Origin of the sequence: Clostridium novyi NT, assembly GCF_000014125.1 — a bacterium.
Classification (GTDB): Bacteria; Bacillota; Clostridia; order Clostridiales; family Clostridiaceae; genus Clostridium_H; species Clostridium_H novyi.
The window spans coordinates 993,295-1,011,839 of the sequence record NC_008593.1 but is presented as its reverse complement, the minus strand read 5'-3'; the positions used below and the strand labels follow the sequence as shown (position 1 = coordinate 1,011,839).

The window sequence follows — 18,545 nt, the reverse complement described above, 5'->3', positions numbered from 1 at the left end:
CTACTTTATCTTTGATTCAACTATTTCCATTATCTCTATTTTATAATTCAATGCGCTTTCAAGGATTTTATTACATTCATTTACTATATCTTCTTTCTTAAATTTATCTTCAATTCCACTTAAATTTATCTTAACATTTAATATAGAACTTTCAATTGCACTGTAAAGAAGTATTGAGGCAACCCCTGCATCAGATATTAAATTAGGATTACCATACTTTACAGTTGTAAATATATTTTCATAATAGCATAATGCTTCTCTAGCTAAGTTTAATGGTGTATTAAGTGCTATTTCATATCCATTATCTATCTCTTTTTTTCTAATTTCTTTTTCTTCTTCTGTATCTTTTGGTAGTTTAAATGCATCCATTAGAGTTAAAAATGATTTTTCATCTTCATCCATAAATGCTAAAAATTTTTCATTAAATTCTAATGTATCCTTTAGTGTATCATCAATTTCTTTTTTTAACTTATTACTATATCCTTCATATCTTTTTTTACCTACTGTTAAATTTAACATCATTGCTGTAAGCGAACTGCTTAAAGCTGATACAAGAGCTGCTGCGCTTCCTCCACCTGGTGTTGGCTCTTTTGAGGATAGTTTATTTATATATTCTTCTAGTATTAATTTTTTTTGCATTTTTTAACCCCCTCTTATTCAAACAATATTATTATTCTAAGTTATATTGATACAATATGTCAATAATAAACCACCCTAATATACATAATACCTTTAATTAATTTAAAATAAATAAAAATGGTATAAAACTTTTTTAGTTTTATACCATTTTTATTATATCTAAATTAATATAATTTAATTTTTTTCTAAAATTTTAACGTTAGACTCCATAAATGATGTTCCCCATTTATCTATATATAAATATTCATCCATATCTTTTTTAGGATGATGAGGTTCATCTTCTGCAGAATCTTTAGGTACTCCAAGTGGAGTTAATGCAACTACTCTTAAGTTGTCTGGTATTTTTAATGCTTCTTTTATTTTGTTTTCATTGAAGGCTGCAATCCAACAAGTTCCATATCCTTCATCTGTAGCACCTAAAACTATGTGTTCCATTGCTATTGCAGTATCTATTAAATATATTTCTTTTCCTGATACATCACCTGACTCCTCTGGATTTGCAACAGCTACTATAGTCATTGGAGAATTTAAAACTGCCTCTGATGCTGCACTAGTTTTATTTTCTATAGCATTTGCTATATCTAACTTTAATTTATCACTTTCTACAACTATAAATTTGTATGGGGTCTTATTCTTCCATGATGGGGCTCTCATAGCCATATCTATTATTTTAAGTAATTTATCCCTGTCGATTGCAGTTTGTTCAAATTTTTTTATACTTTTTCTTTTCTTTATAACTTCATAAAATTCCATTAAACCACACTCCTTTTACTTTATTATTTGTATAAGGATTGTTTGTTATGCACTTTTATAGCTACTTGAAAAACTTACTTATGCTATCATTTAGCTCATTTATTATGTTATCCCAATTAAAATTCTCTCTCACTATTTCATAAGTAATTTCTGAATCATTTTTTAAGTTATCTTTTATCATATATTTTTTTAATTCTCTCTTTAATGCCTCTACATCTTCAGTGTCTACTACTGCTCCATTGCCTTTAGATATAAGTTCTTTTGCAATTCCTACATCTGTTGATATAATAACATCTCCAAGAGATGCAGCTTCTATAAATGCTATTCCAAAACTTTCAAAATTAGATGTTAATGAGAATATTTTAGCCTTTTTATATTCATTAAAAAGCTCTTCTCTATTTTGAATTGCTCCAGTAAAGCTAACTATATCTTTCATTTTAGGATTATTTTTAAAATAGTTATTTATATAATCATTAAATTCTTCTTCAATAGGTCCAACTATTTTTAACTTCCATCCTAATGCTTCTATATTTTCAATACTTGTAAATGCTTCTATTAACATTTGTGTATTTTTTTCTTCTGCTCCAACTCTTGTTACACTTAAAATAGTATTTTCTTTTTCATTAAAATTGTATTTTATCTGCTTTTCTTCTAAGTACTTATAATCTACTCCATTTGGAATGTTTATCATTTTATTAGCTTGAGTAGGTAAAATACTCTTTAATTTTTCAAAAAGCACCTTTTGTTCTACACTTATTAAGTCTACTTTATCTAAATATTTATTTAATAATGCATACTTTACTTTGTTTAAAGATAAAATCCTATCTACAAGTTTATGACTACAGTCTAATTTAAGATATATTTTTCCCTTTTTATTTAGTCTTTTATATCTAAAAGCGTATAAAAGAGAGTATAAAGTAACATGAAATATTTGAAGAACATCTATTTCTTTAGCATGTTTTTTTAAATATTTAAGTCCATCTAAACTATAGTTATTATATTTTTCTTCTATAAAGTCTATTTTTAATCCTTTTACTTCTTCATTTAAATATGTATACTCATCTAAATTATAACAAGCTATTTTAGCATCATATCCAAACTTTTTATGAAGCTTGTATGGAATCATGCCCATTTCCTTAACTAAATTTACATTTTTAGTGTTGGGGTATAATACACAATATCTCATAGAATATCACCTACTTAATCTTAACTATTTTTTTATTAATCCTCTTAACTCACTTATTTCAATGTACTTAGTCCATATTACTAAAGCAAAGTATACTATAATTGCAAAAATAATATTAACTATAACATTAATGTTAAAGTGTTTTAAAACTAAAATACCAAAACTCATAAATACTATTGGAATTATAATTTTTATAATATTTTTTAAGTAATCTGTAGAAACAACCTCTAATGCATATTTTCTCATAATAAAGAAGTTCAATAATTCTGATACTAATGTTGTAATAGATGCAGCTATTATTCCGTACTTTGGAATAAATATTAAATTTAAAATTAAATTTGCAATTGAAGATATAATAACACTTTTTAAATATTTCCCTTCTCTATTCCATGCATTTAATCCATATCCATAAGTTTCTCTCATAAACAAAACAAGTATATAAAGAAGCAATATTATAAATGGTATACGTGCCTTTATAAACTGCTCTCCGAATACTAAAAGTATTATTTCTTTTGATAAAAGTATTCCACCTACTACTATTGGTACTCCTATTAAAACTACTATCTTGCAAACATTATTAACCACCTTTTTTAAGTTCTTTATATCCTTATCGTGATAATAACTTATAAGTAGTGGGAAAAATGGAGTAAAAATAACTGCTATTAAATTTATTAAAAAGAATATTATCTTATATGCAGAAGAATAAATTCCAAGGTCATAATCTCCTTTTATAAACCCTATTAAAATAGAATCTATATTACAATTTATCATAGATAACAATCCTGATAATAAAAAAGGAATACTAGAAATAACATATTTTATTACTTTCTTTTTATTAAAGTTTAAAGATACTTTAAAATTAAATTTCTTATTAAATATAATTACATGGTAAAAGCTTGCACATAAAAGTCCTAAAAATGTGAAAAACGGAATTAATAGAATATCATTTTGACTTTTAAATAAAATTACTATCAATAAAAAAGGTATACCAGTCTTTAAAACATTATATATAGCATTATGGTGCATTTGTTGTATACCTGAATAAAACCAATCCAGATTAAATGCTAATGGAAATAATGTTAATCCATAAACTATAAGTATATTTCTAAAAACTACACCTTTATTAACTCCAAAAGAAATACCTATTATAACAATAAAACATATTGTTGCTACTAAAATTCTTGTTACAACTATATAAGAGGTTAATTCCTCTGTATTATTTTCATTTTTTGAAACTTCCCTTGTACCTGATGTTTGAAATCCAAACAAGGTTATCATAGTAAAATAGGTCATCATAGTTTGAGCCAAACTAATTCTTCCGAATAGTTCAGCTCCTAAAATTCTAGCATAATAAGCAATCATTATAAATGCAAGAAATTGAGATATAAAACTAGATGAGGCTATAGATAGTAAATTTTTAGCTATCTTGTTCATTTTTACACCGCCTTATTCTAATTTAATTAGAATATTTTTTATTACCACTAAAAATTACATGAATTAAAAATTTAGGTATGACAGCTAGTCTCTTAATTCTAAATGGCTCTTTTATAACTCTATAAAGCCATTCAAGTCCTATCTTTATCATCCACTTTGGCGCTCTGTTTACCTTTCCTGCAAACACATCAAAGCTTCCTCCAACTCCCATAAACACAGTACATGGCAAGTTTTCAAAATTATTATGTATAAATTTTTCTTGCCTTGGACATCCCATAGCAACAAATAATGCATATGGTTTTTTTTCTTTTATATCATCAGTTATGTGAGTACAATCATCTAAGTCAAAATATCCGTTATGACTTCCTTCTATTTTTAGCTTTGGATACTTAATTAATAAATTCTTCACGCAATTTTCTAATACTTCTTGCTTTGCTCCAACTAAATAAATTCCCTTATTTTCTTTTTCACATTTCTTTATTATTTCTTCCATAATTTCTATTCCTGCTAATTTTTCAGACACAGGATCATGTACTATTTTAGAAGCTATTACAGTTCCAACTCCATCAGGAATTATAACTGATTCTTTAGCCATATAAATATCATTTAAAAACTTATCTTTAATTCCCATATATAATATTTCTGGATTTCCAGATATTATATTTACCTTTTCAAAGTTTTGTATATAGTCAATTAATTGTTTTTTACTTTGTTTAAATACCTTATAATTTAAAATACTCGTAAATAGCTCCATATTCAATTAAAAAGCTCCTTCTCTTTTGAATACACTTAAAACTGTTTTTATTAAGATTTCTATGTCATAACCAACAGAAAATTTCTTTATATATGTTAAATCAAAATAAACAGTTTTTCCAAGTTCTATTTCTCCTCTTCCACTAATTTGTGCAAGTCCAGTAATTCCAGGAAGTACTAATAATCTTTGAGCATACTCTGGTGGATAAAACTTAACAACATCAGGTATTTCTGGTCTCGGTCCTACAAGGCTCATATCTCCCATAAGAACATTAAATAGTTGAGGTAGTTCATCAAGACTTGTCTTTCTTAAAAAAGCACCTACTTTTGTTATTCTGTTATCACTTTTACTTTGGAATACGAAATTTTCTATATCCACATTTTCAATATTAAGTTCTCTCTTTTTCTCTGCATTTACAACCATTGTTCTAAACTTAAATATTTTAAAGTTTTTATTGTCTTTTCCAACTCTAACTTGCTTAAATATAGCAGGACCCTTTGAGTCTACTTTAATTGCTATAAATACTATTAAATAAATAGGTATAAGTATTATTATTCCTATAAGAGATAAAATAATATCCATTAATCTCTTTACACCAAACTGAAACTTCTTTCTTTTAATATCATTTTCTACATCAATTTTTATAGATTTAGCATCCATACATTTTCCTCCATTAAAATTAATTTCTCAATTTTTTATTTACTTTTCTGTATCCAGTCTATTATGAATAATTGATTGGGCTATTGCAACTAATATCCAAAAATAAGAACATACCTTTGGTACAAATAAAAAGTTGTCTGATACATTCATTATTAAAAATACTATAACTGATACAAAAAATCCAGTATAAAAATATTTATAAAATTTATCTGTAACTCTAGTTGCAAATTGTTTCATCTTTATTACAATTGATAAAAGAAGCAATACAAATGAAACTATACCAACTATACCAAGTTCACTTTGCACTTTTAAATATGAATTATGAGATGGAAAATTTACATGGTTATTATACCATAGTTCTGGATATTTTTTACCATACTCTCCAAATAGTGTATAGTAATTTCCATTTCCAACTCCGCGTATAGGATGATCTTTTATCATCTTCCCTGCAATTTTCCAAAGACTTACTCTTCCATCACTACCTATAGTTTTAAAATCAAACAATCTTCTTCTTACAGAAGGTACTAGTAATGCACCGCCTCCTGTTGCTATTAATAAGATGATTAATTTATAATTATACATAATAACTAAAAGAATTAATCCTAAAATAAGTCCTATCCAAGCATTTCTTGAAAAAGACAATACTATAGTTGTTATTGATGTCAATGTAGTTATTATATAAAATATCTTTTTAAACTTAGATTTTTCATAAATAGAAATCATTATAAGTGGAAATACTGCTATTATTAAAAATGCCCCTAAACTATTTGAATTTCCAATAGTAGAAGTTATTCTAAGACTAACTGAATAATTTCCCTTATATATAAATTTTTCATCTAATCCTATCTTAGTAAAATACTGAACTATTCCAAATACACTTACTAAAAGACAGGAAAATATGTAGCTATTTATAACTTTAGTTAATGCTTTTTTACTTTTCATTTCATATTTTATAATGAAATAAATAGCAATATATGTTGCAAATCTAAAGCTTTCAGCAAGTGCTATGTGAGAATCTGTTGCATACTTTACCGAAAATATCATTGCTAAAAATAATATTCCCATGAATACAAGTATAGAATCCTTATAAAAGTGTTTTATACCTTTTACACAGGTCATTAATGTTTCCTTATATCTTAGTATTCTAATTGCATAAACCATAAAAAATATAACTAAGATTTGATCTCCTTTTACCATTGTTCCTCTTATCATAAGTTCATTTGGAATTAATGGCATAAATATTACATAAACACATAAAACAAAGGTTAAAAAATTAAAATTACGTGCAAAATTATTTAACTTTTTAATCATTTAAGTCACCTCTTTCAGTATACAATTACAAAATTAGCACGCATATTGCGTGCTAATAAATTACGACATTTATATTATATATATTTATCTTCATTCTATCTAGACATTTTAGTATTTTTATTTATTAATTTATCTGATTTAAATACATAAAATCCGAAAAGTCCATTTATAAATCCAAGTCCATAACTAATATGTAGTATAGGGAATATAAGTAATATATATTTTATAAGTCCAAATTTTTTATCTGAAACTTTAAATGCACTTATTAAATCACATAGTAGATACATTATTATTTCTGCAAACCACAACCATCTTATAGGTTTAAAAAATAATCCTAGAATAATACCAAATATATTACTAAGTACAAATGCCATAGGCACTAAGTGACGTATAGAAGCAGTTTTGCCATGCTTTTGCATTACTCTTACTTTCCAAAATCCATATTGATAATATTGTTTCCATAGTTTACTTAGAGAACCCCTACTATAGTATACAGATTTTATTTTAGGAGATAAAAGTATTTTATGTCCTGCTTTTACAACTCTATAATTTAATTCGTCATCTTGATTTCTTACAAGTTCTTCATCAAAGTATCCTATAGAATCTAATACTTCTCTTCTATATGCTCCAAAAGCTACTGTGTCTACAAACATTTCCTTTTGAGCAAATCTAAATAATGCATTTCCAACTCCAAAGGGTGAGCTCATTGCAAGGGCAATAGCTTTTCCTACTTTATTTTCACTTATAGTTTTAATTGGGCCACCTGAACAACCAACTTCTTTGTTTTTTAAAGCTTCTACATTATTTTTTATGAAATCTTTGTCAGCATATGCATGAGCTCCAAAAATAATAATAATATCTTTCTCGCTGTATTTTATACCTACATTCATTCCTTTAGGAGCAGAACGTCCTTTATTATCAAGAAGTTTTATATTACTATGTTTCTCACTATATTCTTTTACAATTGCTCTTGTATTATCATCAGAAAAACCATCACAAACAAGGACTTCATATAGTTCTTCTGGATAACTTTGATTTATAAAAGAATCTAGACATTCTCCAATATAATTTTCTTCATTTCTGCAAGGAATTACGATAGAAACTGTATTTAATTTTTCCATTTTTAATACCTACCTTTTTAAATATCCTCTACATGCTTTTAGTAAATAAATTATTAAATCCTACTATTTTTTCTTCTAATTTTTTTATATTTATTTTATTTGAATCTATGTCAAAGAAGTCTTTTTTAAACTTATCAAATAATATGTTTTCTTTTTCTTCTTTAATATAGGATATAAATTCATCCGCTGTATTAAAAAATCCTACATTATAATTTTTTAGTGTATTTACATGTTCCCACCCTGGAAATTTCACTACATATGTAGGAACATTATAAACTAATGCTTCATAATGGCATGTAGAAAAGCACGATAAATGCTTTTTACTCATTTTTAAACAATCATATATGTTATAATTTTCAGCAAAAGTAACTCTTGGATTGCTGAGTATTTGTCCATAAAGTTGTTTATATATCATTATTTCATTTGGATGAACTTTTAATAAAATACTACTACTTTTATCCACTTCTAATAGCCGTAATAAGAATTCATTCCAATACTTTGCAAACTCTTCTCCTTGAGTTGTAATCAAATAGTCATATGTATCCTTGTTTTTATTATTATAATCATTAGTGTTATTATTAAATTCCTTTGAAACTTCTTCATATAAAAGTAAATTTCCATATTCTATTATGTTTAACTTTAAATCTGGATTCATATTTTGTATCATTTGTCCAAAATACGATCCGTAAACACATATGTAGTCTGGCACTGGATCCTTTTTATAAGTCTCTTTATTGTATTTGTACCCTACATGTTTATCACTAATTAATCCATGTTGAAACTCAACTACAGGTATATTTAAACTTTTAGCTGCATATACAAATAAGAGATGAGTAGGACTATATGCACATTCTACATATAAAACTTTAGGGTTTACTCTTTTTATTACATTTAATGCAACTTTATAATTTTCTAATAAAATCGCTGTTTGTCCACACACTATTTTACATAAATCCAAGTCTATATTATATTCTTGTTTTAAATAATTTTCAACTTCTTTAAATTTATCTTCAATATATTTTATTTCTTCATGATTTAGAATAAATTTATATATTTTTTTTACAAAGTGATTGGATAATGTTAAATTAGACATATTGTAGCATTTAGGAGTATAGTAATTGCTAATAAATCCATTTCCACTTAAAGTATTTAAAATAGCATAAGAATTGTCTTTGTCATATTTTCCAATGAAATCAAAAATAACATCAAAATATTTTTTCTCTACAATTTGTCTTCTCAAAGTAGTCCCCGAAACACATAAAATATCTGAATGATAATATTTATTTTTTACTAATTTAAAACTTTTTAAATATTTAAAATTTGAAAAAGACTTTTTTAAATTAAGTGTATTTTTATCTTCCATGCTGACTTTATTTTTACTAGTCATACTACTTCTAATCAATTCATATATTTTATATCTGCTCATGTACCAAAATCTAAATTCTCTCAATTCCAAATCAAATAATTTAAACTTTCTTTCTATATCTAATAATATATCTGAAGCACCAATCATATTGATTTCTCCTTTTAAACTTAAAGGTCCTATTTGATGTATAAACTTTATTTTAAATTAAATTCATCTATAATTTTATCATATATTGTACTTACATAATTAAAATTATCTATGACATCAAAATTTTCCGCAACAAATTTTACACCATTTTTACCCATTTGTTTTCTTAAATCTTCATCATCTATTAACTTCTTTAAAGCTTCATAGATTTCTTCTGGGTTTTCTTTTTCTACAACAATGCTACTATATCCATGGCTTGTAGCTTCAGGAAGTCCACCTACATTACTAACAATAACAGGAACTCCACATGCTTGTGCTTCTACAGCTGCAACTCCAAAACTTTCATTAATAGATGGGAATACTGCTATATCAAATCTATTAAAAGCTTCAACAACTTCACTAGTGTTTATTCTTCCCAGGAATTTAACATCTTCTTTTATATTTAATTCACAGCATAGATTTTCTAAGTATTCTCTTTGATTTCCATCTCCTGCAATTTCAAGCTTAGCATTGTTATACTCTTTTTTTATCATAGCAAAAGCTCTAATTAAATACTCAATTCCATACTTTGGATCTAAAGTTTTTACAATTCCTATTAAAATATTTTCTTTATCTTCTTTTTTGTTATCTATTGGCTTAAAGATATTTCTATCAACCCCAAAAGGAGTTATATATATTTTTTTATCAATATATTTTTTTGTCTCATCAGCCATAGCTTTACTTGTAGATAAAATTTTATCTGCCCTTGATAAGTTGAACTTAATTATTTTCTCAAACAACTTGCCTTTTAGTGGAAATTCATAAATGTCGCTTCCCCAAACAGATATTACATAAGGATGATAATTAAGTAAAGCACCAATAAGTCCATAGCTTGAAGCATAATGTGCGTGTACCATATCAGGTTTAATTTTTTTTAATATACTTCTTATTTGAAATATTTTAAATACATATCTTACTTTATAAAAACTGCTACCATTTTTAACTCTTTCAGTTTCTATATCTAAAGAATGTACTGTAACCCCATCTATTTTCCCAGGGTTTAATGATATTACATGAATATCGTGACCTTTTTTCTTAAAAAAATCACACCATTTTTTAGTATGAACACTACCTGCATCAGCTAAGTAACATATTTTCATATTATTTTCCTCCTTGCTCCATAGCTAACAAATCTTTAACAACCTTTTTAGCTCTTGAATTCCAAGTATTTTCTTCTAAAACTTTTTCCATGTTACTAGTCTTTTCTACGATTTCTTTCCTATTGTTTTTTAATTCTGTTAACATCTTTATTAATTCTTCTTTACTGTAATCTATGGACCATCCTATATTATTTTTCTCAACAAAATTTCCTGTAACAGTATTTTTTGCAGAGATTATAGGCTTTTTATATGATATATAAGTAAATAGTTTTACAGGTACTGCAAATTCCCAGTATTCTGTTGGTCTTATAAATAAGTTTAATATGTCTGCTTTTTTTACATAAGCATATAATTCTTCTCCAGATTTGTGTATGATACTTATTCTTTCATTTAAATAATTCAAATAAGCATCAGCTACATTATTCCAGTCACTTTCTCTACAACACACAGTTAGCTTTATCCATGGCAGTTCATTTGCCACTTTAAATAACTCTCTAATATCATAAAGTTCTGTACTGATTCCTCCAACATAGAATATATTTAAATAATCATCACTTTTATATTTAACTAAATCTACTCTATCATTCTTTTCACTACCTGGGGGAAGTTCTTCTATTTTACCCTTAAAATCTATTTCTAAATACTTGAACATTTCTTTAGATGGCAGATATAAAACATCTACTAGTTCTTTGTATTTTTTAAGATCATAATTGTAAAACATAGTAGAAATAATTCTTTTAGCTGTTCCCACATTATTTTTATATTGTTCAAATTTCCAGTGTATATCCCTATAAAATAATCCTATTTTTATATTATGACTTTTACAATACTTAAAAAAACTAAAATCTAAAAACGGGTATTTAGGAATATGGTTTTTTTCAGTTAATAAAGTTGGCATTGTAGAACTTTCAGCATATAAAAAATCATATTTTACTCCATTTTCAATATTCTTTTTTATATTCTTAATGGACTGTTCTCTTTCTGCACCATACCCCATTATAACGTCTACATCATAACCTATATTCTTAAAAGCATTTAACATTTTTAAAGGTCTTATATGAGACCCTGACACAATGTCAGGGCTCACTTTATATGGTATGTGAAATATACATCTTTTTCTATCCATCACTTAACCTCTCTTGTTTTATGAAATAATTTATATATCACTTATCTTATTATTATAATTTTTAAGTTCTATAAATATTATAGTAATTAAAGTTATCATCCAAAATTCTTTGTAATATATATATCCGTATCTTCCAGACATCATCATATTACTAACAATAGTCCCCCAAGGTAATAGGACAATCATTAGCTTGTCTATATCTTCTTTTAATAATACTATTAATTGGATTAATATTGCTAACCAAACAGCTATGCTAACTACTAATTTCATTATACCACCATTTAACATATCTGATAGGAAAGCATTGTGTGGATGCATGTCTCCAAGTACCCCTACTTTTCCACTATATAAACTATTCATTTCTTTTTTATAAACAAATGTGTACATGTAACAATCATAAGAAGAACCTTTTCCTACGAATTTTTGTTTAGCATTAGATGATTTTATATCTTTAAAAGCTAGTCCCCAAATATATTCTCTTTTAACTAATGCTCTACCATTACGAAGAGATTCATATTTAGTTGTTAATCCATTTTCATTAACTGCATCAACTACTTTAACTTCTTTTATATCTTCAGATTGTGTTTTAAGTAATGATTGTACACCTATAACACTAGCTCCTGTAAATGCCACCATAGCAATTACTATACAGAATGTACTTAAAACTTTTTTTCTATTTTTTAAAGAAGCAAATATATAATATAAAACAATAACTGCACCTTCTGCAAATATTAATATTAAACTTCTTCTTGAACCACTTAAATAAATTACTGGTGAACATATCATACTTACAAGTGCAAATAGTATAAATTTAACTTTCCCTTGAAATTTACTTTGAATTATAAGTGTAAGTATAATTGTAACACCCATGAGTATTAAAGTTGATGAAATATTATAATCCTTTATTAAAGATAATTGAGTATAATAAGAAACTTTTATACTAGTACATACAAAATATGCTAGTAATGTATATGTCGCAATGGTTACTGATCCTAATCCCATAGCTAATAATATATTTTTAATATCTTGTTTGCTTTCTATAGTAAAATAAAACATTAGAATTAAAACAGCCATAGGTATTACTACTGCATATTTAGTAGCTGCAAAAACTTTTGCTGGAGAATATAATATTCCTACTAAATCTATAACTATGTATAAAGTTAAAATCAAAAGAAAAATTGTATTTACTTTACTAAATTTTAGTTTTCCTCTTATCATATTTTTTCCATCAAGTATTAACTTAATTAAGAATAATCCCATAGAAATAAGCAAAAATACTTTAAAAACTGAAATTTTAAATGGTATGGCAATTTCAAGCCACAAAAAATACAAGGTCAATAACAAAAATGTTTTTAACCCTAAAGATATCTTATCTGTTTGTCTCATTTTAATGCTCCTTTATAATATTTATTTAGTTTTAATTTTTGATAATAAATACTTTTTGATGTCATGATACTCTTCAACTTTTAATATATTTATTGCTATAGCATATACTATAGATCCTACAACGGCACATATCATTAAAGATAACATGTTTCCTTTGTTACCTGATACATATTTTAATATGTTTGTATTTATGATATAAACTACAAGTCCCATCATTACAGAAGAAACTAAAATTTTAAAACCTGACTTTAATACTGAAACTGCATCTATATTTCCTATCTTTTTTCTTAAATCTAAGGCTAATAATACTGTACTTACAAATATAGATATAGTTGTAGCAAGTGTAAGTCCACCTACTCCCATGAATTTAACTAATGTTATATCTAAAACTACATTTGTTAAAACTCCAATGGCACTATTTTTCATAGGTGTTTTAGTATCTTGTATAGCATAAAATGCTCTATTATAAATATCTCTTATTCCTAATACCCCTGTTCCAATTGCTAAAAATAATAATGCAATCGCTGTAGCTTCAACGGATTTTTCATCGAAAACTCCTCTTTTAAAGGCTACACTTATTATATTAGTTCTTAGAACAATAATTCCAACTGTTGCTGGAAACATTATAAGATTTATATTGTTTATAGCTTTGCTTAAATATTTCTTAAAGTCTTCTTTAATTTCACCAGCATTTATGTATTTTGCTAAAGTAGGATATATTACTGTAATTATAGATGTAGCAAAAATTCCATATACTAAAGAATTTAATCTATTAGCATATTGTATTACTGAAACTGCTGCTTCATTTAAATTTGAAGCTACATTGTTATCTACAAGGGTATTGATTTGATTTATACCAATACCAATTAATACAGGCAAAATTAAAGTCATCATTTCTTTAAGTCTTGGATCTTTAAAATTAATTTTACATGAATATTTGTATTTGTTTTTAATAAGCCACGGTATTTGAACTAATATTTGACTTCCGTTTCCAATTATTGTAGCAATAGTAAGTCCTTCTATAGTAGTATTTTTTGTAAATAATAAATATATTATAATACAAATGTTCATAGCAACTCCAACTAATGAAGGTGCTGCAAAATTATCCATTGTTTGAAGTATTGCTGTATATCCACTTGTAAGTCCTATAAATACTACATTTATTACACTTAATCTAGTTAATTGAACTGTCAAATCATATATTTCCCCAGTATAACCACAGGCTACTATTTTAACTATTTGAGGAGCAAATTTCCATCCCAAAACTCCTATTATTGTTGTAAGTATGATTATGATATTAATAACAGTATTTCCGAACTCATACATGTCATCCTTACCTTTTTCTCTTAGACTTCTAGTTAGCATTGGTATAAAAGTTGTTGTAATAGCTAAACCCATTAGTCCAAAAAGTATACTTGAAACATTTAATGACATCATATAAGCACTAGTTTCGTATGTAGTACCAAATTCCTTTGCTATTAATGCATCTCTCCAGAAACCCATTAACTTACTTAAAATTGTAATTATCATAACCTGACTTGCAAATCTAGCCACTTTAACTTTGCTCATATCTTCCTCCTATATTCTGTATAAGGCACTCATAATTGTTAATAATCTTTATATAGTATAATAACTAAAGTTATTATACTATATAATCAATTATAGTGACATAGAATATTATGTTAATACCTATCTATATATTTTTAATAACAGAACATATAAATTCTATATTTTCTTCAGTAAGTGATACTGAGCTTGGAAGATTTATTCCTTTAGCTGAAATATCATCTGTAATGCTCATATCACCATGTTCACAGTCTATATAAGGTGGCATATTATGAACAGGCATAAAAAATGGTCTTGATTCTATTCCTTCTTCTTGTAATTTTTTAATCAGTTCGTCTCTAGTTAATGGAAAATCATCTTCAACTAAAATAGAATATAACCAGTAACAATTTTCTGCCCAATCTTTTTGTATTGGAAGAGTTATACCCTTAACATTCTTTAATAACTCATTGTAGTAACTAGCATTTTTCTTTTTTATTTTTAAATACTCATCAGCGTTTTCTAATTGTGCAACTCCAAATGCAGCAAGTAAATTTGGCATTCTAAAATTATATCCTACTTCTGGATGATAAAATGCCTTATTTTCTAAAACCACTTTAGTTTGAGTTGATAAAAATTTAGCTCTCTTACCATACTCTTCGCTATTTGTTACAAGCATTCCTCCTGCTCCAGTTGTAATAAGTTTATTTCCATTAAAACTAAATGCACCCATATGTCCTATGGTTCCTAATTTTTTTCCTTTATATTTAGAACCCAATGCTTCAGTTGCATCTTCTATTACATATAAATTATATTTTTTTGCAATTTCCATAACCTTGTCCATATCTACAGGATGTCCATATATATGTACCGGTAATATAGCTTTTGTTTTAGGTGTTATAAGTTCTTCTATTTTTTCTGCATCCATAACAAAAGTATCTCTGCAAACATCGCAAAATACAGGAGTTGCCCCTACATATTTTACTGTATTTACTGGTGATATAAATGTCATTGATGGTACTATAACTTCATCTTCAATTCCAACTCCAGCTGTCAAAAGTGCAAGTTCTATTGCTGCTGTTCCATTTACTGTTACAACTGCACTGTTTGCATCTACATATTCTGCAAACTTTTCCTCAAAACGATTTACATAACTACCAACTGATGAAACCCAGTTAGTATCAATACATTCTTTAACATATTTCCACTCGTTTCCTCTAATTTCAGGTATACATAAAGGTATCATTTTAATCCCCCTCTTTATACATTATAAATGTCAGTTTTAAAGTATTGCATGTTATTTTTTATCCACTCTATTGTTTCTTTAAGTCCTTCATCAATACTATATTTTGGTGTCCAATCAGTAAGATTTTTTATTTTAGTGTTATCTGCCCAAAGTCTATTTACTTCACTTTTTTCTGGTCTTATTCTTTCTTCATCACAAAGAATTTTAACATCATGTCCTATTAAATCTATTATCTTTTTAGCTGTATCTCCTATGCTAATTTCATAGTTAGAACCAGCATTTATTACTTCACCTATTGTCTTTTCACTTTCTGCTATTTTAACAAATGCTTCTGCTGTATCTTTTACATAGTTAAAATCTCTTGTAGGAGTTAAACTTCCAAGTTTTATTTCTCTTTTTCCTGCAAGTATTTGTGATATTATTGTTGGTATTACAGCTCTTGCAGATTGTCTTGGACCATATGTATTGAAAGGTCTTATTGTTGCAATTGGAAGATTAAATGATCTATAAAAACTTTCAGCCATTTTATCTGCACCTATTTTTGATGCTGAATAAGGAGATTGTCCTTGCATTGGATGTTTTTCATCTATTGGAACATAAAGTGCTGTTCCATAAGTTTCACTTGTTGACGTATGAACTATTTTTTCAATATTTTTTTCGTCTCTACAAGCTTCTAATATATTTGTAGTTCCTTCTACATTGGTTCTTACATAAGCCATTGGAGATAAATATGAATATGGTATTGCAATTAGCGCTGCAAGATGCATTATAACTTCTTGTCCACTTACCATTCTCTTTACACTGTCATATTCTCTTACATCTCCAGTTATTACTTTTATATTATCCTTTACATTTTTATCAAATGTATCAATCCAACCCCAATTATTAAAAGAATTATATTGTACAAGTGCTGTAACCTCAGCTCCAAGTTCTACTAATCTTTCTGTTAGATGACTTCCTATAAATCCTTCTGCACCTGTAACTAAAACTTTTTTCCCATTCCAGTTCATATTACACACCCTCTATAAATTATTTTAAAAAAATTTATTTACATCTTCATTTGCCTTTTTGTAATCTTCTATGTGACCTATATCAGACCAATATTCAGTTATATTGTAAGCTCCACATCTCCCATTGTCATTTATAATATCTTCTATTAAATCAGTCATATTGTATTCTTTATTGTCTGGTATGTATTTTACTACATCTTTACTTAAAACATAAATTCCACTATTGATATAAAAATTATATGTAGGTTTTTCTTCTAATGATTTTATAAGCTTGTCCTTCATCACCATAACGCCATACGGAACTCTCATTTCGTAATTTCTAGCTCCAGCTGTAATATCATATTTGTTTTCCTTATGATAATTTAGCAACTCTTCAAAATCTATTCCTGTTAATATATCTCCATTAATAACTATAAAATCATCTTTAAGTTTATCTTTAGCTAAACTTATTGAACCTGCTGTTCCAAGCTTCTTTTCTTCTCTTACATATTCTATATTAACATCAAAATCACTACCATCTTTAAAGTAATTTTCAATAATTTCTCCTTTATAATTTATAGAAATTATAAAATTACGGAATCCATAAGCTTTAAATTGCTTTATAATTCTTTCAAGCATTGGCTTATCGCCTATTTTAAGCATTGGTTTTGGTACTTTTTCTGTAAGAGGTCTTAATCTAGTTCCAAGTCCTCCAGCTAATATAAAAACACAATTTTCCTTTTGTTCATAAGATATGATGTTATCTAAGAAATATATATCCATAAGTTTTCCTTCTTCATCTAATAAAGGAAGTTGTCTTATTTTATATTTTAACATTTCTTCTTTAACCTTTTGTTTGCTTGTAAGTTTATTTACATATTTAAAATTAGTGTTACAAATATCCTTTGCACTTTCTTCTATTTTGTATCCTTTTAGTATTGCCCTTCTTATATTACCATCTGTCACAACACCTATAACTTTTTTATCATCATCTACAATAAAAACCGCTCCAATTAAATTTTTATCTATGGCTTCCATTGCATCTTTTATTGTAGCTTTTGATGATACACAATAAATATCCATTGAAATCATCCCTAAATCACCTACGCTTTATTATTTTTGAGGGAATTCCTACTGCAGTAACATTATCCTCTATATTATCTAAAACAACAGCCCCTGCTCCTACCACTACATTATTACCAATTTTAATTCCTTGAATTATAGTGCTACCAGTTCCAATATGACAATCGTGTCCTATTTTACTTCCTCCAGCTACTGATGCTTTAGGAGATACATGAGTATTTTTTCCTATTAAACAATCATGTTCTATAATACTTCCGGTGTTTATTATGCAATTTTCTTCAATTGTGGCTCCTGGATTTACAATAGAACCTGCCATAATACAAGTTCCCTCACCTATTTTTGCATAAGGTGATACTATAGCATTTTTATGTATTAGTTTAGGTATATTAAACCCTATAGATTTTAATTTATTAAATATTTTGTTTCTTATTTGTATACTACCTAAAGCCCCTACACAAACAAATGCATTTTCTACACCTTGATTATATAAATCCTCAAGAGCATCATCATTCCCTATAATAGGCACTCCTATTATTTGCTCATCCTTTGTGTTTGCATCTGTAATACCAACTATTTTATATTTTCTTATACTTTTTATTATGTCAATAATTACTTTGCAATGTCCTCCTCCACCTACTAATACAATCTTCTCCATATAAC

General features: G+C 26.7%; 17 protein-coding genes. All 17 read right to left on the bottom strand.

All coding sequences use genetic code 11. The features are described from left to right. Entirely contained in the window at positions 1-639 is a 639-nt protein-coding gene (locus NT01CX_RS04605; RefSeq protein ID WP_011721880.1) for a cyclodeaminase/cyclohydrolase family protein, read from the bottom strand. A gap of 174 nt (positions 640-813) precedes the next feature. Further along, positions 814-1,392 (bottom strand): nitroreductase family protein, encoded by a 579-nt coding sequence (locus tag NT01CX_RS04600; protein ID WP_011721879.1) that lies wholly within the window; start codon positions 1,390-1,392, stop codon positions 814-816. A 61-nt stretch (positions 1,393-1,453) separates the two neighbouring features. Then, positions 1,454-2,578 carry a glycosyltransferase family 4 protein gene (locus NT01CX_RS04595; protein WP_011721878.1) on the bottom strand — a complete coding sequence of 375 codons (1,125 nt, stop codon included), beginning with the start codon at positions 2,576-2,578 and terminating at the stop codon, positions 1,454-1,456. Positions 2,579-2,602: 24 nt separating this feature from the next. Beyond that, a complete protein-coding gene (locus NT01CX_RS04590) occupies positions 2,603-4,012 on the bottom strand; it encodes a flippase (RefSeq protein WP_011721877.1) in 1,410 nt (469 codons plus the stop codon). Between the two features lie 22 nt (positions 4,013-4,034). Further along, positions 4,035-4,766: a WecB/TagA/CpsF family glycosyltransferase gene (locus NT01CX_RS04585; protein WP_011721876.1), complete on the bottom strand. Its 732-nt coding sequence runs from the start codon at positions 4,764-4,766 to the stop codon at positions 4,035-4,037. Between the two features lie 6 nt (positions 4,767-4,772). Beyond that, a complete protein-coding gene (locus NT01CX_RS04580; RefSeq protein ID WP_011721875.1) occupies positions 4,773-5,426 on the bottom strand; it encodes a sugar transferase in 654 nt (217 codons plus the stop codon). A gap of 39 nt (positions 5,427-5,465) precedes the next feature. Beyond that, on the bottom strand, positions 5,466-6,737 hold the full coding sequence (locus NT01CX_RS04575) for an O-antigen ligase family protein (protein WP_011721874.1): 1,272 nt from the start codon (positions 6,735-6,737) through the stop codon (positions 5,466-5,468). Positions 6,738-6,832: 95 nt separating this feature from the next. Next, positions 6,833-7,858 (bottom strand): glycosyltransferase family 2 protein, encoded by a 1,026-nt coding sequence (locus NT01CX_RS04570; RefSeq protein ID WP_011721873.1) that lies wholly within the window; start codon positions 7,856-7,858, stop codon positions 6,833-6,835. Between the two features lie 28 nt (positions 7,859-7,886). After that, on the bottom strand, positions 7,887-9,371 hold the full coding sequence (locus tag NT01CX_RS04565) for a hypothetical protein (RefSeq protein ID WP_011721872.1): 1,485 nt from the start codon (positions 9,369-9,371) through the stop codon (positions 7,887-7,889). A 47-nt stretch (positions 9,372-9,418) separates the two neighbouring features. After that, a complete protein-coding gene (locus NT01CX_RS04560; RefSeq protein WP_011721871.1) occupies positions 9,419-10,510 on the bottom strand; it encodes a glycosyltransferase in 1,092 nt (363 codons plus the stop codon). Position 10,511: 1 nt separating this feature from the next. Next, complete coding sequence (locus NT01CX_RS04555) at positions 10,512-11,636, bottom strand: glycosyl transferase (RefSeq protein WP_011721870.1); 1,125 nt, start codon at positions 11,634-11,636, stop codon at positions 10,512-10,514. A 30-nt stretch (positions 11,637-11,666) separates the two neighbouring features. Then, on the bottom strand, positions 11,667-13,022 hold the full coding sequence (locus tag NT01CX_RS04550) for an O-antigen ligase family protein (RefSeq protein WP_011721869.1): 1,356 nt from the start codon (positions 13,020-13,022) through the stop codon (positions 11,667-11,669). A gap of 21 nt (positions 13,023-13,043) precedes the next feature. Next, a complete protein-coding gene (gene murJ / locus NT01CX_RS04545; protein WP_011721868.1) occupies positions 13,044-14,591 on the bottom strand; it encodes a murein biosynthesis integral membrane protein MurJ in 1,548 nt (515 codons plus the stop codon). Between the two features lie 124 nt (positions 14,592-14,715). Further along, a complete protein-coding gene (locus NT01CX_RS04540) occupies positions 14,716-15,813 on the bottom strand; it encodes a LegC family aminotransferase (RefSeq protein WP_011721867.1) in 1,098 nt (365 codons plus the stop codon). Positions 15,814-15,827: 14 nt separating this feature from the next. Continuing rightward, the gene (locus NT01CX_RS04535) at positions 15,828-16,823 is read right to left on the bottom strand and encodes an NAD-dependent 4,6-dehydratase LegB (protein WP_011721866.1); all 996 of its coding nucleotides are present in this window, start codon (positions 16,821-16,823) and stop codon (positions 15,828-15,830) included. 24 nt (positions 16,824-16,847) lie between these two features. Beyond that, entirely contained in the window at positions 16,848-17,885 is a 1,038-nt protein-coding gene (locus tag NT01CX_RS04530) for a nucleotidyltransferase family protein (protein WP_242846043.1), read from the bottom strand. Between the two features lie 16 nt (positions 17,886-17,901). After that, positions 17,902-18,540, bottom strand: a complete 639-nt coding sequence (locus tag NT01CX_RS04525) for an acetyltransferase (RefSeq protein WP_011721864.1) — start codon at positions 18,538-18,540, stop codon at positions 17,902-17,904. Positions 18,541-18,545 lie beyond the last annotated feature (5 nt).